Source organism: Microbulbifer variabilis (assembly GCF_052468405.1).
Window position 1 is genome coordinate 3,031,551 of the sequence record NZ_CP174343.1, and the last position, 20,880, is coordinate 3,052,430.

Sequence of the window (20,880 nt, forward strand, 5' to 3'; positions counted from 1 at the left end):
ATTCCTTCCTAGATAAAATATTGACCAGTAGCTACCTGAAACCCATAGCCACCAACTTTGAGGAAAGGGGAGTCATTTTTTATATTGGCCATAGCATTCATACGAGAAGGTCTCCCCATTTCCACCCCCTGTGTGATCTTTATTTCTGCACCGAACTTTACCAATCCATAACGCGAAAGATGCAGTGCCAATGGCCCCGCTGCAGAACCTGTGGCCGCATCCTCTGCAACACCATAGGCTGGAGAAAACATACGAAGTCGCCAGCTGTCTCCTATATCCGGGCTAAAACAGAGCGCTGCCATATTGTGGAAATCTGATAGTCTCCTCAGGTCTGGACTGATTTGGGCAAGCTCATCCTTATTATCCACCCCGACAAAGACGTGTCTGGGTCCCACATCATACATATCTACCGGCAATGTACTTCGCCTCACTCCAAGCGACTCAAGTAATGCCTCTTGATAATCAAAGGATGAAATTACCGGGCAGGGCTGCTCCATTTGTATGTAAGCCGAGAAAGGATTTTCTTTAACGGGTTGTACTGCAAAGTTAAAAAGGCCTTTTTTGGTTTCGATCTTTAATTCCGTAAGATCAGTTGCTTTCGATAAAGCCAATGCGGTGCCCAACAGCGGGTGCCCCGCAAAATCCAGTTCATTGACAGGCGTAAAAATCCTGACATTGACATCGCCACCTTTGCTCGGGGTTCCAATAAACGTTGTTTCTGAAAGGTTAAGTTCAGCCGCAATTCTCTGCATACTATTGCTGTCCAGGTCATCGCAATCAAAGAAAACGGCTACGGGATTACCAGTAAATGGTTCTCTACCAAAGGCGTTTACAACAGTGTATCTATGCATTTTATTATTCCATTAATCGAATACTGAAAACTCTAACCAAATTAAGGAGCCTCTGAACGACTCCGTGATGCCTCTGGCTTGCAGAGTGGTTCAAAATTAAGGCGCGGCTTCGCAGGAATATCTAGACCTTTCAAGAAGTCGCGATGCGGGTTGTGAATCGCTCCGCAAGCCCCGAAGGGTGGGCCTTAAAGGTCACGGTTACTGCGTTGCAGCTCCTGCAAAGGGCTAATGCCATTCTTTGATGCTATGCCCTATGAATTTCTATCCAGCTGGTTTGCTTTCAAAGCACACATCAAAGGCTATTCGATGATCAGGCGGTCTGTTAATAATTTCTGCTGAGATATTAGGTGGCATATCAGAGAGATTAGGTTTATCTCCACACCAGATCATTAAAGCACCCCAGCGGGGGGTGTCCTCTGAGACAAGCCAAAGCTTCGTTATCATATTAGGCACAAGCTCCCATTCCTTGAGAACTTCATCGGTTAAACAGCCCTTAAGCTCATCGGGCGCGGGATCATTATCATCAAGATCCCACCAGGCTAGTTCAATACGCATTCAACCCTCATTGATAAAACGGCATCCCTCAGAATTCGGAAGCCATCCATTGTCAATACTGATTCAGGATGGAATTGCATCGAGCAAAAGTTGGGCCCTTGTAACCCGTGAACCTGGTTTGACCCCGGATCACGATAAATACGTACTTTACCCACTGGACTTTCGATATAATCCGAGTCAGATATCGCAGTAAATGTGTTGTAAAAGCCGACTGTCTCTGTTTTTCCAAAGATAGAAATCTGCTTCTGCAGCCCCTGATTAGGCTGTTCAAGTGGTTTTATCGGTAAACCTAGAAGCGAGCATAAAATCTGGTGACCAAAACAGATAGAAACAAAAGGTAGATTATTTTCCCAAGCTTCAGTCATCACACGTCGACTGGCAACAACCCGTGGATCGTTGTGATTACATGGATCACCAGGACCTGGCCCTACAATAATAAGTTCGGAATCTGTAACTGAATTAATTAAGGTGTGGGGCACGACCTTAACCTTTAAACCTGCAGCACGCAGTTGGTACTCCATCATTGAAGTGAATGCATCTTCATTATCAAGAATCGCAACTGTAAGCCTCTCATCCTGCTCAAAAGTAGGATCGTTCATACCTGAAGTCCCACTCAACCAAAAACTGGATAGGCGTTTATTTCTATTAAGTAGAGACTGGCCAATGCACTCCTTCTTTGCCAGGGAATCCATTGCACTGACACCCATGGCAGCTTGAAGTGCAGCAGCTTTCGCCGCTGTTTCTTTAGTTTCCGAGTGAGGGTCAGAATCGCGTACCAAAGTAGCACCTACTCCTACTCTCATATCTCCACTCTTTAATATCTCAGCGGTACGGATAAGAATTGCCGAGTCTAGCAAAGTCCCACAATCATTATTTTCGATCATCGCTGCAAAACCACTGTAGTAGGAACGCCCACTGGTTTCATAGCGGGCTATCACCCTGGTAGCATTTTCAAGAGGACTGCCGGTTACTGTTGGTGCAAACATCGACCGCTTCAATATTTCAGAAAGTGGCAAATCCGTGGAACCTTCAATTCGGTAACCAACATGAGCTAATTGGGACATCTGAATAAGATAGGGACCCTTTGCAATGACTTCGGAAGAACATATATGAGTCATCATTTTCAGTTCTTCATCAAGAACCATTGATAACTCATCTTCCTCCTTGCCATTATTCAGAAATTCCAAAAGTCCTTCCTGGGTCGGACCCAAGGAAGGAAATCGGTAGGTACCACTGATAGGCGTCATGGAAAGCGATTTCGAATTAAGTTTTATATGCATTTCCGGGGAGGCGCCTACTAAAGTAAGATCGCCCATTCTGATAAAAAATAGCCAGTAAGCTCCCTTTTCCTGCTTTAACAAGTTGCGGAAAATCGTCAACCCAACGTGATCCTTGTAATCAGCTAGCTCTCCAGTAAAAGTACGCTTGATTACAAAATTTGCTCCTTCTCCCGTTCCAATTTCCTGTTCGATCACTGCCCTTACTATATTTTCATAACTTGCATCATCGGGTATAAAGTGAGCATCTCTGAGATTGACGGGGACATCCGGTAATTCAGACAGGCCTGTTTCGAGCGGTATTGTTCTATATTGATCAACGTCAAGTGCCCGAAAAGGCACTTGATCATCGATAACTGTAAAACCACGTTCTTCAATCTGACGATATGGGGTAACAACAAGTGTTCCCCAACGACATGTATTTTTCTGCTCTTCCTGAATGAGTTCCAGTTCAGCCAGATTTTCCAGTATGCGCTCGGTTCCCGTCAAAACCTCAAGTGTCGGTTGTTTATATCGCTCGGGTCGGTAAACCAATGCATAGGCATCATAATGACCATCAATAACATTTTGTAAAACATTCGATGCATTGGCGGCGCCATCAAAGGTCATTGGCATACTTCCTCTGTTGGCAATACTTTAGCGCAACATTCCGCCGCATAATTTAATGTTTGCAAATGGTCCTGCTTGGAAAAGTCAGCAATAGAATCCTGAACGAGAAAGACCTCTATATCTCTTGAATAAGCATCGACAGCACTAGCGAGAACCCCAATATGAGCGAAAACACCACAAATAATAATTTGATCACGGTGTGTATTATGGAAAATATCATCAAGGGAAGTGGCATGGAACGCGCTATAACGCCACTTGGCCAGCACCGAGTCTTCTTCCCTAGGTGCAATTTCCTCAGTAATAGCGGTATGCTCAGGACTATTGCTCATCCCCTTTCCCCAAATATCAAAAAGAAGCCCCCGCTGTTTCTCCGACATATCTCCGCATTGCGCCGTATAAACCACTGGTATGTTATGTTTTCTTGCGTACAAAACCAGCGTCTGACAATTTTCAATCAGTGCTCTACGTAGAGGGTTCGGAAACATCTTCAGAAAATATTGCTGCATGTCATGAACCAGCAAAATACTGCGACTATTTACTTTGCTCCAATTAACAATATTGTCTGCACTTAAATCCGACGCTTGAAGTGTGTAATTCTCGATTCTTGGAATGCTCATGCCCCGCCCCAAATTGCCGTAATCTCTTAATTATATATTTTCAAGAAGAAAATAATTCTGGCTTAGCTGCAAAATAAGCTGCTCGCCCTTGAAACAATCTAAATCAAGCCGGTATGCCTGCCCTAACAATCTGAGGTACCGCAATACCCAATGCCTCGAACTGCTTGCAGGGGTTCATAAATTCACGTTGAATTTTTATTTTACCGTTCTCAAATTCAAAGCTATGGATAAAATGATTTTCATAGAAACCTTCTGGATACCCTTCGAAACAGATACGGCCTTTGCCATCACACTCTACCCAAAAGAAATCCGGGTTCTGGCCATCAAATATTTTAATGTTGAACCAAAGCCAGTCAGGAAAGCACTTGAGAGACCATACAGCATGCTCCGCTAAAAGTTTTTTGCTGCGTATCATAATGGGCTCACCAGTATCGGTGGTCCAAAGACCTCCGCAGCCATCTTCAGTAAACAGTTCATGGCGCTTTAATCGATCTTGTCCCTGGGTATTCATATACTTTTCAACAATACGACGATTGTGTTGTCTTTGCTCATCTTGAGTCATGTAGTCATCTCCTATGAAGTAGAACAAATTTACGAAGGGAACACCGTTGATGCTCTATCAGTAAAAAGTAACGTTTTTTCCTACCAGTCGCTGGCAAGCTACTCCTTTATCGCTGCATAGCTTAATCATCTTGTCAGATTCAATAATTTGCTCTGAATTATCTTTATAATCCAGACCCATAAAATATTTGTACCAGGGTTCTAATCCCATGGCATAAAGAAAAACCTGCCGGGCGTTGAAGGTTTCAACCATATGATATGCCTGCTCAGCATTTGAGCCGTTTAAGCGGCGTGAATGACTGATATCTTTACTCACAGGCTTAGTGTTAAGCGCACCATAAATCCATGTATAAGGCGCCCCAACACATTCCATGCCAATAGCCAGAACATCAACATCCCCAACCAACTTATGAACATGGCGATACATTACTGGATCGCTATTAGTGGCATCGGCGCCAAATAAGAATTTCTTACCCATAAGCTCAATATACCAAACGGTTTTTGAACGTATATTAAGATCGCCGTGCTCTCCCAAAAAAGGTATCGCCTTTATTTTTCCATCAGGAACTTCAACTTCTTCAATGTCGCCCACCTCTATCACCTTAAAGCCTAGCTGTTGGGCGATTAGTTTCATGGAGGGGTCAATTATTGTTCCACCATTATTAACGGGTAGAATCAATTTATCTGTTTTATGGCGTAACTGTAGTAAAGTTTCCAGATTGAAATGATCGTGATGATTATGGGTAATACAGATATAGTTAATTGTCTCAGGTAGCTCAGAGTAACTGATAACATCATCGGCATAATGTTCACCTCTAACAGGAATTACCGGATCTATTAAAATATTGATCGAACGGGTTTCCAGCATAAATGAGGCATGACCGAGAAAAGTTAATTTTACTCCGACATCAGATATTGGCTTATGACGTCTTGTCGGCGGTTGCGAGGTAAACAATTCATTGTAATGTAGTCCGCCACGCACTTCGGTTCTTGAAAATATAGCTTCAACTACTTCCCGCACTATTCCTTCTGTACGTGATTTAACAATTAAGTCTACTTCTGGCGTGCAGAAATCGACCATCCATTGCATATGATTCTCATCGGCCAGACGGGGGGTAGAGAAACAGAATGGTCTTTCCCCCACCCTGGAAAGCAAACCAAAGTAAACGCTTTGTAGTGATTTTCGATAGTGATTTGAATGATAGAGTAAAGGTTCTATTAAACGATAACCTGGATTGTGGTTGATGTCCTGTACAATCTCAATGAACCCCCTAAGAGGCTCTGGAATTTTTTTATACAGGTATTCAATCGATTTTCCGTCACTATGGGCACGGGTTAATTTATCCAGTTCTTCAACCGCTTCAGAAAGTTCTAGTACATCGGTAAGTTGATTTTCCAGTTCAAGCAACAGTGATTTAATATCTTCCAACTGGTCAGCTCGGGCATTAAGAAATTCTCCACCCGTAAGAGCAGGCACCTGTGCTGCCATAATGTGAACTCTGGCATTTTCAACAAAAGAAGACATAATCCTTTTGTGCGTAATGGCCATGTAACGTGCGGCCTGAACCGGCGGAATTAAATAAGACCATGCAAACCAGTGATTAACTAAAGGTTCGAAATAGGCTTCTTCTTTCAGGTATATCAAGTCACTAGACATCCAACATCCCTATTTTGATCTAGTCAGATTTTTATTTATTGGGGGTTTCACATTCCAGTAAAAAACATCCCCACTTCATGCCACTTGAAATTGCGCTCAGCACAATCCGATCACCTGGGTGGATCTTTCCCTGCTTCCGCTTGATATCGAGAGAAATTAATTGCTCAGCGCTGCCCATATGGCCGATTTCCGCCACTAGATCTGCGTTGGTTTTATCCAATGGTATCCCTAGCCTTGATGCCAGACTCTCCATACTTTGCCGACCTTCTAATGTATGTAAGAGGGTAAATTCAGATTTTAAACTCCACCCCGCTTCAGCCATACAGGATTCAATCATTTGAAGAGTATTGTCAGCACGTAGTTTCAGAAAACCTTCGAGATCACTACCGGAAAAACGATAGAGATCCATTACCCTTTCACGACCGAGTTGGTCCTCGCGACTGTCATGATTGGGCAGTAGTACCGGATTTAGACCTCCACCCCGCTCGATTCGCATCATATCCACGAAGCGGGTTTCAGAGATATCACGACCTCCCCTATAGTAAAAACTACACCCTTTCGTCGGCGAATCAGATTTGCTCACAATGGCAGCCACAGCACCATCTGTGAGAATCGCATTCATTAATCCGAACCGGTCAAGGTGAGGCTCACTAACGCGTTGGGCATGCACAATCACACCCACTTGCCCCACTTCCAAACTGTCTATCAGGGCGCTAGCACTAATCCAGGCACTGATACTGGAGCCACAGCCTTCCACCAGGTTTAGGGTTTTTACTTGTAGGCCTCCCAACTCAGCACCAATCTGGCATGCGAAGTCGATACCAATGAAATCTGGTACATTGGATTGGCCACCAACTATAAAACCAATATCATCGACGCTATATCCTGACTCATCTAAAGCTTTGACGACAGCCTGAGCGCCGAACTCTCGGACACTGCCATTGTGCACCCAATATTTGTCATATCCGGCGTGTCGAATTGCCCTCAGATGCATTTCATTAGGATGGTCCAAATCCTCCAATCGATGAGGTTTAGCCAGGACATGGCCAAGTCCAATCATTCTCATTCCACGACCTCCACAGTAGTTTCTCCACAGATCGTTTGAATAGATTGAGTTTTGTCACGTTCTACATCAGTCGTTATCAAAACGCATTCCAGGGTATTACCTAACAGCCGAGCCACATCAACCTCAATATTGTCCCTGTCCTTCAAATTGATCGCGAGCTGAAGTGCCAGGAATGAGTTCCCACCCAGTTCAATAAAATTATCAGTTGGCCGAACGTCCGTTTCATTTAGGAGCTGCTCTACCTCGCGAATTAGCGCTTTTTGATCAGTACTCTTCCTGTTCATACATACTCCTCCTTAACGACATTCTGTCGGTTTTTCCTCTTTCGTTAATCGGCCATTGTTTATCATCAAACAATCTATATCGACTGGGCCTTAAGTAAGGCGGTAGCTTTGAGCAGGCCAGTCGTAGCTCCCGCGTTGATAGTTCAACATCTCTGCATCCCCTAACACAGGCCAATAACAGATCTCCTTGATTGCTGGTATTCTCGACCCAAACCACAGCCTCATCTACTTTCTCATGGGACTGTAAATACTCCTCAATTTCGTATGGCTCTACACGAAAACCGTTAATTTTTTGGTAACCACTGGATCGGCCGATAAAAACAAATCTGCCCTGTTCGTCGAGCCGGCATATATCCCCAGATTGATATCCATCGGTTAGAGGCTCTCCACCTTCATAGCCCGCAAATACTTGTGCACCACAAATTTTAAGCTCGCCGAATTCCAAATCCTGAACGTCAGCTCCATTAAGCTCCAAATTTTCGGCTTCCAGATCATTAGAATTCAGCAATTCAAATTTAATGCCGGGAAAAGGCTTGCCGATAGGTATCGACTCCAGAGCCAGGTCACCTTTGGTGACAACATGAGTTGCGCAAAACACCGTTGTCTCCGAAGGTCCGTAGGCGTTAATTAGCCTCACCTTCGCTTTGTCTAACTGGTTAAAGAAGGGTGAAAAAGTACTGGTTGAGAGCTTCTCTCCTGCAAATAGGATTTCCGTTAAAGGGTAGTCCTCCCAATTTACAGATCCTGCTTCACTGGAGAACAGGTAGCGGAATTCAGAGGGCGTCACCGACAATACATTTATTCCCGCTTTAGCCATCAACCTTTGTGTAGATCTGGCGTCACGCTTTTTATTTTCATCCAGAACTACCAGACACCCGCAATGCACCAAGCACCCAAAGGTTTCCCATATCGCGTAGTCAAAAGAGAGATCGTGAGTCCACAACCATTTAGCATACAGGTCAATTTTCAATGCTTTTTGGGAATTTTCCAAAAAGGAGGAGAGCTGGCCACGCATAATAGGTACAATTTTGGGTTCACCTGTTGTACCAGAGGTTCTCACGCAATAGACTTCATCACCGGCGATATCACTTCTTACCAGACCCCGGTTTGATTCGGGTAACTTCCAGAAGGTCCCAATTCCTCTTAATGAAAGGCCACCATTAAGTGGTAATTCAGTATCTGTCAGGATACCCACACAATTTGCTCTTTTAGCTTCCTGAATCTGTTCGGATTTATCGAAGCCCCGGGGTAATGACATAAAGGATACGCCCGCGATCAAACAGCCAAGCATCAACTCATATAGCGCTATGGATCGAGGTATATCCAAAGCCAGGCGCTCACCCGGTAAGATAGCCATCTCTGTTAATTGGGTAGCAATATTTTGTGCGGACTCACAGAGTTGGCGATATGATCTCACCTTATCGTTATGTATTACAGCAGGAGCCTCCGGGTTCTCCTCCAGGGCTTTATTTAATGCCTCAACTACAGGTTGTAGCCCAAAACCCAGCTTCATCACCGTTTCTCTATACGCTTCCATACTCTTTCTTCTGCTTAAACAGTTGTACTGTCACGGCTAGGCTCTACAGAACAGGACGACCTCTGACCTAAACAGTATTCCCAAGTACCCACTTAAATACGCGATATTCGTAGGACGGATTTTTAACTAAAGTTAATGAATAAACGGGTTAAAACATTCGCGTAAGCTCTTTAGGATCACGCTCAACTCTTGATAGACCAATGGCTTCTTCTGGTACAAATTTGGAAAATCCACCATGGCGGGCTCCCACATTAACGTCCCTCCAGATTCGTTCCAGAGGGCTACCTTTATCCAGTCCCGAAGCTCCATATATCCAAAGCAGGTCTTGAACAATCGACAAACAACCACGCATGATCTGTGTCGCACGTCCACGAATAGCAACCCGATCTTCAGTCGTTAATGTTATTTCTGGCTTTCGCGCAGCATGGTCAATGGTGTCAGCATTAAATTCCGCTGCCCGCTGGTAGATATCAAAACTGCTCCAAAGTCGCCCTATTTCAGACCTGATAGCCCCCGAATCGCTCATTGATGTATAGGTACTACCAAGAACAGGGTGTTTTCCGGCAGCGGCTGCAACATACTCCAAACCTGCTTCTGTCGCGCCGAGCATAGAACCCACCAGGCAATTCATCAGTACACCAGTGAAAAGACCTGCGTAGGATGCATGTTCTTCCCTGCCAGCTAATGCATTTAACCTACGATTCTCACCGGAGAGAATATGAGAATAGTTCTCCACATTACTATTGGGGATCTCAATATCCCTAGCCCGCACTGTGAGACTTTGCGTACCTCGCAAGCCAGCTGAGTTCCAACTTGCAGCTACATCCAGCTGCTCTGCGGGAACAGCGACCACTTGAATATCTTGGGTATCCGCACCTTCAACGGTCGCCAGACAGAAAAAATAACTGGCATAGGTAGATCCTGATGCGTATCGCCATTCACCATTTAGAAGCCATTGATTCGATGTGGGATTTTTTTTCAGCGACCCTGGTCGTCCAAGTACCATGGCCAGAATTTTATTCCGCTCCATGGAGTAGGGCTGTGCCTCTAGCGAATGAAAACAACCACGCATAGTCCACGCTGAATTGGATACACCGGCAATCCATGCTAGAGATGCATCGGTCTTCCCGAGAATTCGGCAAACACGAAGAACTTCACGTAATGACCCCGGGCCAGAATCTCTGTTTTCATCCAGGATTTTTACGATGTCAGAGGAACCAAGCACTTCTATCAAACCACTCGACAGCTCTTCCCGATCCCCCTCAGAAAAAGTACTAACTACTCTCTCAATTTCAATATCGTTGTCAGTACTTGACAGTGGTAAAGCATTCAATTTAATCGACATGCGCGGATCTCCAATCTCTAATTTTTTCCTGTGCCTCTTTTATGGCAAAATCAACAAACTCAGGCGATGTCGCCATACGTTTAGGCATCACTGACGAATCAAACATTTTCCAAAAGAAGGGCAGACTCGCTGCCGGATCATTAATGGTGTAACCACATGAGGATCGACTGACAAGATCTTGTTTATTATATTCGGACCGGGTTTCCTGGCGGCGGGCGTAAGTCGTCGCCCACCCGGTTTTATGGGGTCCGGGTTCAATACAACCCACTTGAATTCCAAAATCCTGTAGTTCAAGACGCAAGGTATCGGCTATAGCTTCAATAGCATATTTACTAATTTGATATGCACCTAGAAGAGGCCAGCAGGCCACACCACTCATACTCGAAACCAGTAATATTCGTGATGCTTCGCCCTCACGCATCATTGGTATTAGTGGCCGAATTACATTAAGCGTACCCTCAACATTCGTTTTAAACTGCTCCCTGATTTGCTCGCTGGACAAGTCCTCCAGTGTTCCAAATTGTGCGAAACCGGCAGCAGTGACTACCCGCGTTGGTTTTCCAACTTCCTTAACCGCTTCATGTAATTTTTCGCTTAGCGTGAATGAATCTCTGACATCTGCAATACACGGCACAAAGAGATCTTTGTATTCCTCCAACATTGCTATAGCAGCATTATCAGAGCGAGTAATACCAATAACCGGTTCACCACGATCCCTAATGATCGAATCTGTCCAGCAACGACCCAGCCCACTTGAACATCCACTTAGCACCCAAATATTCATGTATTTAGAACCTCCCTTTGTACTGAATCCTGCCTACTGCTTCGAGACAGATAGGCCGCAACTGATAAGCCCAGAGCAATCAATAGGAAGCACACCAACGTTGCTAATCCCGTGATACCCGGAGACTCCCGGAGATTGGTAGCAGTTATCTCGAGATCAATTCCTAATTTCAGCCGTACAATCCAGTCAAAAAGAATTGCCACTATAACTGCCCCCATAGCACTCAACGCCTGACGTATAGAGTTAAAAAATGCTGCGGCCCGCCCCAGAGCCTCAAAGCTAACCCTGCTAAGTGCCAAGTTGGCGAGCGGTGCAAAGGCCAGGCCGGTACCCGCCCCTCCGATCATCATGACCAGGAAAAGCGCTATAAAAGTGACTGTTCCTCCCGGCATAAGAACACCAATAAAACCCAGTAACCCATTGGCAAGAGCAAATAGCATCAAACCACTTCTAACTATTCCTTCAGGTTTTATACGATCGGATAGATGGCCAGCGTAGGGGCCCACCAGGGCGTTGGACAGGGCGATTGTCATCATTAGTACACTGATAGCCACTGGACCAAAGTTCATGCATATATCCAGGAGGAAAGCTAATGGTAAATAGAAGCTAGCGACCCCTAATCCCAGTAATCCCGAAATAAAACAGATCCTGAAAAAAGTACCGTCAAACCACAACTCAGGGGATAAAATGTAAGCACTTTTATTCTTCACTTCTTTGCGAATCAAAATAGCAATGACTGCAGCTCCGATTAATATCAAAGCTATACCTACTCCCCGTAATATCCCCGCGACACTGATATAGTGAATACCTATAATTACACCAGCCAGACAGAGCCCATAAACTGCACTGGCAAAGGTTTCCGTTAGTCGGATACCACTACCGGGATCACCGGGCAAACACCGCAGGGCGATAACTAAAGCGGCCAGCACAAAAGGAATATTAATCCACATTACCCAACGCCAATCCGCAGTCGTTAATAGTAATTGTGTAATCACCGGACCGGTAGCAGTTGCAATTCCTGCAACTGCACCCCAAATCCCTAACGCTGTCCCCCGTCCCCCTTTAGCAAAGAGGATAGAAATGTAGGCCATGCTTTGAGATGTCAAAAAGCCAGCGCCAATTCCCATCAATGCACGCCCAACAATAACCTCTACAAAGGTTTGTCCTGCCCCACTAATCGCAGCCCCCAAGCCCAAAACCAGAAGTGCACCTATTAATACAATTTTTCTATCTGTCGAATCTCCGAGCCGCCCCCCCAAAAGAAGAGATGCAGCATAAGTGATAAGATAAATATTATTGACCCAGGCAACCCTGGCTGGACTGACCGTGAATTCATCCATCAGAGTTGTGTACATCAATGGCACAGTGGTCATATCCATCATGACAATAAAAAAACCAAGGCATAGCCCAACAAAAGAAATGTGCTTATATTTCACTCTTCTTTTTCCTTGTTGGTGAATTTCTATACGGAAGCTTGAAGGGTTAAATGCCATGCGGGTAGTCTTGTCCTGCCATGACTATCCTTTTCAATCCTTAACCCTTTCTTTCTCTGGAAGTCTTCAATAGCGGCAGCATTCCCTTTGTATTCAACTCTGTCCACACACTTTATGCTCCAGCCACTGGCCTCAACACTAGCTGCAATCTCAGATAGTTCGTTAGCCAGGGGCTTGGGCATTCCTAGTCTCGAGGGTGCGAAAGTAATCAAATGAAAAACCGTTTCTTTTGTGGCCAGTCGGCGCATTTCCTCTAAATAGGCGATGCGCTTATCTGCAGGTATCGCATGATAAACTGCCGAATCCAAAATGAAGTTGAACCCCGACTGCAAACCCGTATTGCAAGCATCACGTACCTCAAACGATATGCCGGAATCAGGATATACTTCCCGGCATTTCTCAATCGCTGTAGAAGAAGTATCTATTGCTATCACTTGATAACCTCGATCAGCAGCTGCTTTTGCGTTTCGACCAAGACCACAGCCGATATCCAACAGGCGACCGGGATGAGCTCTATCAAGAATTTCGCAAACCGCGGGTTGCGGTACTCCGATTTCCCAGGGAACGCTCGTTATTTCTGCACTCCCGATTAATGATTTGCCTTCATACACACCATTGAAATCAGCATGATCATATTCGCTCATAAAATATCCTTAAATTCTATTTGGCCCGATATATTTTGAATAGAATATTTAATCTATATCGAAATATTCCTGTCCTGGCATTCATTTAACTTCAACCGAACCAACCTCGTATAGAACATCCAAACTTTAAGGCCAAATGGATATCAGCCCAACAGGTTAGCTCCAAATACCGGCTAGAGTTCAACTTGAGATAAATGGAAATATTTTTTACTGGCGCTGGATAAAAACGTCATTAACCTGGGAAATGATATCTATTGTCTCATCCCAACCAATACAGCCGTCGGTGACTGAAACACCGTATTTCATTATATCCTTTGGTAAATGAATGGCTTGCTTACCTTCATTAAGGTTACTTTCCAACATTAATCCGACAATTGAGCTATTACTGTGTTTTAGTTGTTGAATAAGGTTATCGACAACCACCCTCTGCTGCCTGAAATCGTAATTGGAATTTGCATGGCTGCAGTCAATTACCAAATTACTGGGCAGCCTTGCTTCGGATAGAGTGCGAGCTACCTCTTCGACTGCTCGTTTCTCGTAGTTGGGATTCTCCCCACCTCTTAAAACAATATGAGTATTCAGGTTTCCCAGGCTGTTGATCACTGAAATTCTTCCATCTGAGTCGATTCCAAGAAAACTGTGTTTTCCAGACGCAGACTTCATGGCATTCATGGCTACCTGAATATTTCCATCGGTATTATTCTTAAATCCAACCGGCATAGATAACCCACTAACCATTTCACGATGGGTCTGTGACTCAGTGGTTCTGGCACCGATGGCCGCCCAGCTTATTAAATCTCCCAGATACTGAGGTGTTACCGGGTCCAATACTTCCGTTGCTACGGGAATTTCAAGCTCCGCCAGGTTGATCAATAGTTTTCTGGCGGCGGTTAGACCAGCTTCCACATCAAAGGAGCTATCTAACTTAGGATCATTGATAAATCCTTTCCAGCCAACTGTCGTCCTTGGTTTTTCAAAATAGACCCGCATAACAATTAGTAGATTTTCACTGTAATTGTCACTCAGGGACTTGAGGCGACTCGCATATTCCTTGGCGGCATCGATATCATGAATTGAACAAGGCCCCACAATTACTAAAAATCGCGGGTCTTTCCCATGTAAAATCTCGGTTATTGATTGCCTGGAGCGCTGAATAAAATCAGCCACATCAACGCTAACAGGATAGGCGGACCAGAGTTTTCTCGGGCTTACGATGCGATTAGCTGAAACAAAATTCAGGTTATTGGTTTGACTTGGCACAAGAACATCGAGCATATCAACAATCCTTATTCAACAATAGAAACCAACTTTACAATCTATTAAATACCTTTAACCACTATGTGAAATTTAAAATACAAAGGAATCCCTACCAGAATGAAAATTCCAGATCAACAAAAAAGGAATCCTGTCAGTACAAAAAATTAAATCTTACATAATGTACTCTTGATTTAAATCAATTCACAACTAGAGTGTTTTCTGCACGAGAGTCACAGACAAGCGACTAGTTCTTCTTTATAAGAAAACTATCAGTTTTCACAATAAGAATATGCATTACACTCTTCCGTTTTATAAAAATAATTTTATATGGCCGACACTTAAAGCCATATTGACATTATTACTATATACCAACTCAGGCTTGGTAAATTGCAACACTTTAATATTTCACAGCATCCTGCAATGAATCGATAATAACCTTATTACTTTATAAAGAAACTATGCTCTAGCTAACTCAGATGAAATTATCATTCAAAATATACAGTTTCATTACAAAACACCGTCATATACTTTTTTTTCTGTGGAGAAATTTCACCCTTAACTATAAAAAGCAGGCACACATAACTCACTTAACGGTTATCATTTTGAGCAACTGCTTCACCTTTCTAGATATTCATAGAATTAAATCTTATAACGAAACATTGGTGCGAATTTCAAATTCCACCATGGCAAATACCTCCACCTGGCAAATAACGTCTTGATCTTTCAGCCATCCCCTTCACTGAGCACCCTCAGATGAACAACAAATATAGCATTCCCTCTACAGTTAAAATCTCAACTCTCGGCACTCATGCTTTATTTAATTGAATTTATTAACCGATCATCTGCAAGGTGATGGAAACTCTTTACACCTACAATTTTACATCTTTGGACTTCAGAATTTTTTCAAGCAAACATAGCAGTCAACTTAAAAACAGAGATTACAGAGGTGAAAAAAAAATAAAAGCCGCCAATGCAAAAATAAAACTTTCACGGCCAAAATAGATGACCATGTCACATTTTTTCTCATATAATTTTAAATTTCAAATTTGGTATAACCAATCAACATCGCATTAAAGTATTAAATGCTTGTTATTTTTTACAAAAAATTAAACTTAAGTTTACAAAGCCCTTACAGGAATCATATTTCTAAAATTTTCACGCGGCCAATTTTTAGTTGGAGTTTTATCCCTCATAGATCATTAGAGGTTGCCTTAAGCTTTACCTACTTAAAACGATGGTGTCACTTATTTTTAATTTGACCAAAAAATATCGATAGCAATACTTTTAAAGCGCTCTTGAAGTAATTTATTCATCGAACATTACAATGCATATTGTTTTACCAACCAGAGATATGAATTGATAAAAATCAATTTTTATCCCCACTTACCAAACAGCGGCGAGCTTTTATTTACCATCCGTGACAATTGGCTAGTGCAGAGATCTCTTATAAGAGTTTAAAAATAATAGAAAACTGTGATTGGTAAAAATAAATTTCATGAAGTGCAATGGCTCGTATAAGTAAAAATAGCTGCCAACTTATGCCTGACTTGGCAATAATTTTGGTCTTATGCCGAATTTTAATCGACCAACTTCACAGCGTGTAACAGTGATGCCTACAAAAAAAGACAGTATTTATTTCCACTGAAAAGGAAGGGAGTTGGGAACCTTTAGTCGTCCGGGTGAGTTCATCGGATAGTCGGGCTTTTCCAAACTTTCCGCCGATCGCTGTTTTCATTTCCCTGAGAACTGCCACAAATAGTTCATAGTCAGATAGATATAGCTCACTTAACAGCCGTCACACGGTCCTAGAGACTGTTGAAGCACAGAGGACACAGAGCTGAACCACTACGTCATTGGGCGTGGAAGCTATACTTTGAAATCTATTTGACAAGCTTCAAGAGACTTGTAAATTTGAATAGGTGACGGCGGCATCAATTCAATAAAAGCTTTTATAAACCAGCGGGTTACAGCCTCTAAATAATTTCAGTCACTTATTCAAAGATTATAGTGCTAGGAGTGTATACTCTTTACTGTTCCCAGACGCCATTAGACAACCTCCCCTGCAGCATGACCTGAAGCCCAAGCCCATTGGAAGTTAAAACCTCCCAACCATCCGGTCACATCAAGCACTTCCCCAATAAAGAAGAGCCCCGCCTGGGTTTTACATTCCATTGTGCGCGAAGAAATCTGTTCAGTATTCACCCCACCCAAGGTAACTTCGGCAGTGCGATACCCCTCGGTGCCCGCGGGTACCAGCTTCCAGATTTGCAGCTTGCTACCCATATCGCGAAGTTCACCGTCCCCAAATTGCTTCAAGGGGCGGCTGGAGAGGTTTTCTCGTTGCAGGAAATACTGCACCAGCTTTTTACTCCAGATCTCGGCCAATACGCTATGTAAATGGCTTTCCGGATTCTGTTGGCGACGCTGCTGTAGCCAGTCAGGCAGACTATGGTTAGGGGCAAGATTAATTACAACTTCCTTGCCTTCACTCCAGTGACTGGAAGCCTGTAAAACTGCTGGGCCGCTCACCCCCCGGTGAGTAAATAGCATTTGCTCTAGGAAACTGCCCTCGCCACAGGAGGCAGAGACTTCAAGAGCACTACCCGGCAGAGTGCTTTGCCGTTCCAGCTGGCGTTTGTGTTGGGTAAAAGGTACCAACGCTGGACGAGTGGGAACCAAGTCCAGGCCAAACTGCCTGGCAATTTCATAGCCAAACCCTGTAGCCCCCATAGTGGGAATCGAAAGACCACCTGTAGCCACTACCAAGGACTCACAGGTAACGGTGCCCAAACTGGTTTTCACCTGATAGCCCGCGGCTTGCGCCTTTATCGTGGATACAGAACAACGAGTGCGAATCTGTGCTTTGGCTGCACGACACTCAGCTAGCAGCAGGTCGACGATATCCTTGGACTTGTTATCGCAGAATAGCTGGCCGAGAGTTTTCTCGTGATAGGGAATCCCATATTTTTCAACCAGTGCAATAAATTCCCACTGGCTATAACGTGCCAAGGCGGATTTACAAAAGTGGGGATTACGACTGTAAAAATTTTCAGCGCTGGTATAGAGATTGGTGAAATTACAGCGACCACCACCGGACATCAGAATTTTTTTACCGACCTTATTCGCATGGTCCAGTACCAGCACACTGCGACCACGCTGCCCAGCTGTGGCAGCACACATTAATCCCGCTGCCCCGGCACCGATAATCAATACATCGACGCACTCAGGCAACTGGCTATTGGATATTTCAGACATGGAAAGATAGCTTATGCAGCTCAATCGCCCTTGGCGATCAGGTCCGGGGCAGGGTTACACCACGCTGCCCCTGGTATTTACCACCTCGATCTGCATAAGACACATCACAGACCTCATCAGATTCGAAAAACAGCATCTGTGCCACGCCTTCGTTGGCATAGATCTTCGCCGGCAGATTAGTAGTATTTGAGAACTCAAGGGTCACGTGCCCTTCCCACTCGGGTTCCAACGGAGTGACATTGACGATAATCCCACAGCGCGCGTAAGTGGATTTACCCAAGCAAATAGTCAGCACCGAGCGGGGAATACGGAAATACTCCACCGTACGTGCCAGGGCAAAGGAATTCGGCGGAATAATACAGTACTCACCTTCGACATCGACAAAGCTGTTCTCATCGAATGTCTTGGGATCCACGGTAGCAGAGTGCACATTGGTGAAGATCTTAAATTCACGGGCACAGCGCACATCATAACCATAACTAGAAGTGCCATAGGAGATGAGTCTGTCGCCATCATTGCCATGACGTACCTGGCCCGGCTCAAAAGGCTCAATCATGCCGTGCTGCTCAGCCATCCGGCGAATCCACTTATCGGACTTGATACTCACTCCGTCCCCCTAAAAAGAATAATCAGTACTCAACAAAAGAGGCGGAATCATAGCCGGTTTAGGCTGTGCAAAAAAGTGCCGATCAACCCCTCCCTCTCTTGTTGCCCTTAATCATTTACTGTATAAATTAACAGTAATACTGTACAAGCATACAGCTCTTTGCCAGCTTCAGGTTGGTAGGAGGGCCTGAATGGAGTGGCGGAATCCGTGAATAGCGCAGAAAACTTCTTTCAAAACAAGCAGTTAAAGCATCAGTCTGAGCGCCGAAATCTAGAGCAGATACTGGCGAGAACGGACATTTGGCAGGCAGCCAATGAGCAGCGGCGCCCTCTCAGCGGTATCCCCACTGGTTTCAGAAGCCTGGATGCCGTTCTCAGAGGCCACGGTTGGCCTCGCAATGCCACTACTGAACTTCTGCTCAATCAAACCGGTATTGGCGAAATGACCTTATTACTGCCAACTCTGGCCCAGCTGACTCAAGCAGGACAAATGGTAATACTGGTCAGTCCGCCTTTTATTCCCTACGCTCCGGCACTGGCTCAAAGTGGCATTCAACTGGAAAATTTATTGCTTATACACCCCCGGGGACATAAGGATACTCTCTGGGCGGTGGAGCAATCTCTACAATCCGGAAGCTGTGGTGCCTTATTGAGCTGGCAAGGGAATCATACTTTAGAGGATAAGGAACTGCGGCGTCTGCAACTGGCAGCTCGCAATGGGGAGTGCCTGCACTTTCATTTCCGCCCTATATCTGAATCCCAAAACCCCTCTCCCGCCAGCCTGCGCCTGCAGCTAGGCAGTGATGGGGAACAACTGGCTGTGAATTTATTAAAGCAACGGGGAGGCACTGGCGGCCAGTCTTTGCACTTGGCCCGAGGCGCCAATTTGATTCGTCGTGACAGGCCAATACATTGACCATCGCCCCGAGGTCCAGCTCATGCTTTGGCTTTGCATCCAATTTCCCAAGCTTCCTCTTGAAGCCCTCATCCGCGCCCAGGGTCGAGATACACAGCCAGGCGTTCTCGCCGTGGTCGAGAAGCAACTTGTTGTTCAGAGCAGTAAAACAGCCACTGATCTCGGTATTGAGCCAGGCCTCAGTATCGCTACCGCCTGCGCACTGAGCGCAGACCTTCAACTGTTAGAGCGGGATATACAGAGAGAGCAACTGCAACTCGAACGGCTGGCCCAGTGGGGCTACAGCTTTACCCCAGTCGTCTCCCCCAAGGCTGCCAACACTGTAGAAAACGGAAGCAGTGACCCAGCCTGCTTGAATCTTGAGCTCAGCGGATGCCTGAAAGCGAATGGTGGCCTCAGGGCCTTTCTGGATCAGTTACAGAATGAGCTGGGCCAAATGGGGATTAGCAGTGTTATGGGACTCGGACACAGCCCCAGTGCCGCACGGATGCTAAGCCAACTGAGAGAACATCGCCAGTGGCTGGCAGAAACTCGTGTAGCCCCCAGCCCACAACAGTGGAAACAATGGATTAGTTTTTCCCCGAGCAAGCTACTCGACTGCGACAATAAAACCATTACCAAACTATATGCCTGTGGTATTAAGCGAGTAAGCCAATTGCTTGCCATTCCCCTATCCGAAGTGGGCTCCCGTTTTGGTCGTCATTTTGTAGATTATTTGGCACGTTTAAATGGTAGCCGTCAGGACCCCGTACCCAACTTTAACCCTCCCGCCCGGTTCGATAGCGAATTATTTTTTCCCGATCCACTGGATAACAGTGAACAGTTGCTCTTCCCCGCCGGCCGCCTGATTAGAGAGCTATGCCAGCAGCTACAACGCCGCCAGCTTTATACCCAGCAATTACACTGGCAGCTGGATTATGGGCAGGGAAAAAACAAGGAACTCATCGTGGAAGTCTCACACCCACTGCTAGACCCACAGCGCTTAATAGCGCTTACCAAGCTGCAGTTTGAAAGAGTATCCCTGGAGTGCCCGGTACAAACACTGCGCTTGAGTAGCAAGCAACTACAGCCGTTAGTGGAAGAAGAGTTCGGAGAGGACTTCTTTGATGCAGGCAACCAAGGCGAGCGCAGCTCTCAACTTTTGGACAAACTCAAGGCCCGTCTTGGACACCAAGCGATCTCCGGTATTGCCCTGAAAGAGAGCTACCTTCCCGAGCAGGCCTGGCAGAGCGCCGATAGCTTGCTAATAAAAACCAGCTCAAAGAAAAAAACTCACCAATTGACACCAATAAAAGCACCGCGCCCCTCCTGGTTGCTTCCCCGCCCTACCAAATTACTCAGCCGCAATCAAAAACTATTTCATCATAGTGAATTACAGCTGCTACAGGGCCCTGAACGTATTGATGGCTACTGGTGGCAGCATGGCCGCCATGGACGAGACTACTATATAGCTAAAGACCAGGACGGCAGTCTTTGTTGGATATTCCAGGATCTGACAACTGAAGAGTGGTTTTTACACGGCATATTCTCTTAATTATTGACAATTCATATCTAACAAATTTTCAG

The 20,880-nt window shown here is 45.0% G+C and carries 18 protein-coding genes; 2 read left to right on the forward strand and 16 right to left on the reverse strand.

Going from position 1 to position 20,880, the window contains the following annotated elements; all coding sequences use genetic code 11:
* Positions 1–8: 8 nt before the first annotated feature.
* The 16 genes from ACJJJB_RS13870 to dcd form a co-directional block, all read right to left on the reverse strand.
* On the reverse strand, positions 9–851 hold the full coding sequence (locus ACJJJB_RS13870; protein WP_445365062.1) for a PhzF family protein: 843 nt from the start codon (positions 849–851) through the stop codon (positions 9–11).
* Positions 852–1,112: 261 nt separating this feature from the next.
* Positions 1,113–1,406 (reverse strand): hypothetical protein, encoded by a 294-nt coding sequence (locus ACJJJB_RS13875; RefSeq protein ID WP_020412660.1) that lies wholly within the window; start codon positions 1,404–1,406, stop codon positions 1,113–1,115.
* The gene (locus ACJJJB_RS13880) at positions 1,391–3,292 is read right to left on the reverse strand and encodes an anthranilate synthase family protein (RefSeq protein ID WP_445365063.1); all 1,902 of its coding nucleotides are present in this window, start codon (positions 3,290–3,292) and stop codon (positions 1,391–1,393) included. Before ACJJJB_RS13880 ends, ACJJJB_RS13875 begins: the two co-directional genes overlap by 16 nt.
* Positions 3,289–3,909 (reverse strand): isochorismatase family protein, encoded by a 621-nt coding sequence (locus tag ACJJJB_RS13885; protein ID WP_353376056.1) that lies wholly within the window; start codon positions 3,907–3,909, stop codon positions 3,289–3,291. Before ACJJJB_RS13885 ends, ACJJJB_RS13880 begins: the two co-directional genes overlap by 4 nt.
* Before the next feature lie 103 nt (positions 3,910–4,012).
* Positions 4,013–4,471, reverse strand: a complete 459-nt coding sequence (locus ACJJJB_RS13890) for a PhzA/PhzB family protein (protein WP_020412657.1) — start codon at positions 4,469–4,471, stop codon at positions 4,013–4,015.
* Positions 4,472–4,528: 57 nt separating this feature from the next.
* Positions 4,529–6,127 (reverse strand): MBL fold metallo-hydrolase, encoded by a 1,599-nt coding sequence (locus ACJJJB_RS13895; RefSeq protein ID WP_444946282.1) that lies wholly within the window; start codon positions 6,125–6,127, stop codon positions 4,529–4,531.
* Positions 6,128–6,158: 31 nt separating this feature from the next.
* Positions 6,159–7,193, reverse strand: a complete 1,035-nt coding sequence (locus tag ACJJJB_RS13900) for a 3-oxoacyl-[acyl-carrier-protein] synthase III C-terminal domain-containing protein (RefSeq protein WP_444946281.1) — start codon at positions 7,191–7,193, stop codon at positions 6,159–6,161.
* Positions 7,190–7,477: a phosphopantetheine-binding protein gene (locus ACJJJB_RS13905; RefSeq protein ID WP_353376052.1), complete on the reverse strand. Its 288-nt coding sequence runs from the start codon at positions 7,475–7,477 to the stop codon at positions 7,190–7,192. The genes ACJJJB_RS13900 and ACJJJB_RS13905 overlap by 4 nt, the downstream gene beginning before the upstream one ends.
* Positions 7,458–9,014: an AMP-binding protein gene (locus ACJJJB_RS13910; protein ID WP_444946280.1), complete on the reverse strand. Its 1,557-nt coding sequence runs from the start codon at positions 9,012–9,014 to the stop codon at positions 7,458–7,460. Before ACJJJB_RS13910 ends, ACJJJB_RS13905 begins: the two co-directional genes overlap by 20 nt.
* 148 nt (positions 9,015–9,162) lie before the next feature.
* Entirely contained in the window at positions 9,163–10,359 is a 1,197-nt protein-coding gene (locus ACJJJB_RS13915) for an acyl-CoA dehydrogenase family protein (RefSeq protein WP_020412652.1), read from the reverse strand.
* A complete protein-coding gene (locus ACJJJB_RS13920) occupies positions 10,349–11,143 on the reverse strand; it encodes an SDR family NAD(P)-dependent oxidoreductase (RefSeq protein ID WP_444946278.1) in 795 nt (264 codons plus the stop codon). Before ACJJJB_RS13920 ends, ACJJJB_RS13915 begins: the two co-directional genes overlap by 11 nt.
* Positions 11,140–12,579 (reverse strand): MFS transporter, encoded by a 1,440-nt coding sequence (locus ACJJJB_RS13925; RefSeq protein WP_444946277.1) that lies wholly within the window; start codon positions 12,577–12,579, stop codon positions 11,140–11,142. The genes ACJJJB_RS13920 and ACJJJB_RS13925 overlap by 4 nt, the downstream gene beginning before the upstream one ends.
* Positions 12,580–12,605: 26 nt before the next feature.
* On the reverse strand, positions 12,606–13,280 hold the full coding sequence (locus tag ACJJJB_RS13930; RefSeq protein ID WP_020412649.1) for a class I SAM-dependent methyltransferase: 675 nt from the start codon (positions 13,278–13,280) through the stop codon (positions 12,606–12,608).
* A 207-nt stretch (positions 13,281–13,487) separates the two neighbouring features.
* Entirely contained in the window at positions 13,488–14,555 is a 1,068-nt protein-coding gene (locus ACJJJB_RS13935) for a 3-deoxy-7-phosphoheptulonate synthase (RefSeq protein ID WP_020412648.1), read from the reverse strand.
* 2,028 nt (positions 14,556–16,583) lie between these two features.
* Complete coding sequence (locus tag ACJJJB_RS13940) at positions 16,584–17,792, reverse strand: BaiN/RdsA family NAD(P)/FAD-dependent oxidoreductase (protein ID WP_020412647.1); 1,209 nt, start codon at positions 17,790–17,792, stop codon at positions 16,584–16,586.
* Between the two features lie 37 nt (positions 17,793–17,829).
* On the reverse strand, positions 17,830–18,399 hold the full coding sequence (gene dcd / locus ACJJJB_RS13945; protein ID WP_020412646.1) for a dCTP deaminase: 570 nt from the start codon (positions 18,397–18,399) through the stop codon (positions 17,830–17,832).
* A gap of 207 nt (positions 18,400–18,606) precedes the next feature.
* Between dcd and imuA the strand changes: the two genes are divergently transcribed.
* Both imuA and ACJJJB_RS13955 read left to right on the forward strand, forming a co-directional pair.
* Positions 18,607–19,314, forward strand: a complete 708-nt coding sequence (gene imuA / locus ACJJJB_RS13950) for a translesion DNA synthesis-associated protein ImuA (protein ID WP_445365064.1) — start codon at positions 18,607–18,609, stop codon at positions 19,312–19,314.
* A 22-nt stretch (positions 19,315–19,336) separates the two neighbouring features.
* A complete protein-coding gene (locus ACJJJB_RS13955) occupies positions 19,337–20,848 on the forward strand; it encodes a Y-family DNA polymerase (RefSeq protein ID WP_353376045.1) in 1,512 nt (503 codons plus the stop codon).
* Positions 20,849–20,880: the final 32 nt, after the last annotated feature.

What these genes read in the sequence shown, in the direction of transcription:
- ACJJJB_RS13870 (WP_445365062.1), bottom strand. Translation starts at nt 851, where the DNA reads ATGCATAGATACACTGTTGTAAACGCCTTTGGTAGAGAACCATTTACT.
- ACJJJB_RS13875 (WP_020412660.1), bottom strand. Translation starts at nt 1,406, where the DNA reads ATGCGTATTGAACTAGCCTGGTGGGATCTTGATGATAATGATCCCGCG.
- ACJJJB_RS13880 (WP_445365063.1), bottom strand. Translation starts at nt 3,292, where the DNA reads ATGACCTTTGATGGCGCCGCCAATGCATCGAATGTTTTACAAAATGTT.
- ACJJJB_RS13885 (WP_353376056.1), bottom strand. Translation starts at nt 3,909, where the DNA reads ATGAGCATTCCAAGAATCGAGAATTACACACTTCAAGCGTCGGATTTA.
- ACJJJB_RS13890 (WP_020412657.1), bottom strand. Translation starts at nt 4,471, where the DNA reads ATGACTCAAGATGAGCAAAGACAACACAATCGTCGTATTGTTGAAAAG.
- ACJJJB_RS13895 (WP_444946282.1), bottom strand. Translation starts at nt 6,127, where the DNA reads ATGTCTAGTGACTTGATATACCTGAAAGAAGAAGCCTATTTCGAACCT.
- ACJJJB_RS13900 (WP_444946281.1), bottom strand. Translation starts at nt 7,193, where the DNA reads ATGAGAATGATTGGACTTGGCCATGTCCTGGCTAAACCTCATCGATTG.
- ACJJJB_RS13905 (WP_353376052.1), bottom strand. Translation starts at nt 7,477, where the DNA reads ATGAACAGGAAGAGTACTGATCAAAAAGCGCTAATTCGCGAGGTAGAG.
- ACJJJB_RS13910 (WP_444946280.1), bottom strand. Translation starts at nt 9,014, where the DNA reads ATGGAAGCGTATAGAGAAACGGTGATGAAGCTGGGTTTTGGGCTACAA.
- ACJJJB_RS13915 (WP_020412652.1), bottom strand. Translation starts at nt 10,359, where the DNA reads ATGTCGATTAAATTGAATGCTTTACCACTGTCAAGTACTGACAACGAT.
- ACJJJB_RS13920 (WP_444946278.1), bottom strand. Translation starts at nt 11,143, where the DNA reads ATGAATATTTGGGTGCTAAGTGGATGTTCAAGTGGGCTGGGTCGTTGC.
- ACJJJB_RS13930 (WP_020412649.1), bottom strand. Translation starts at nt 13,280, where the DNA reads ATGAGCGAATATGATCATGCTGATTTCAATGGTGTGTATGAAGGCAAA.
- ACJJJB_RS13935 (WP_020412648.1), bottom strand. Translation starts at nt 14,555, where the DNA reads ATGCTCGATGTTCTTGTGCCAAGTCAAACCAATAACCTGAATTTTGTT.
- ACJJJB_RS13940 (WP_020412647.1), bottom strand. Translation starts at nt 17,792, where the DNA reads ATGTCTGAAATATCCAATAGCCAGTTGCCTGAGTGCGTCGATGTATTG.
- ACJJJB_RS13955 (WP_353376045.1), top strand. Translation starts at nt 19,337, where the DNA reads ATGCTTTGGCTTTGCATCCAATTTCCCAAGCTTCCTCTTGAAGCCCTC.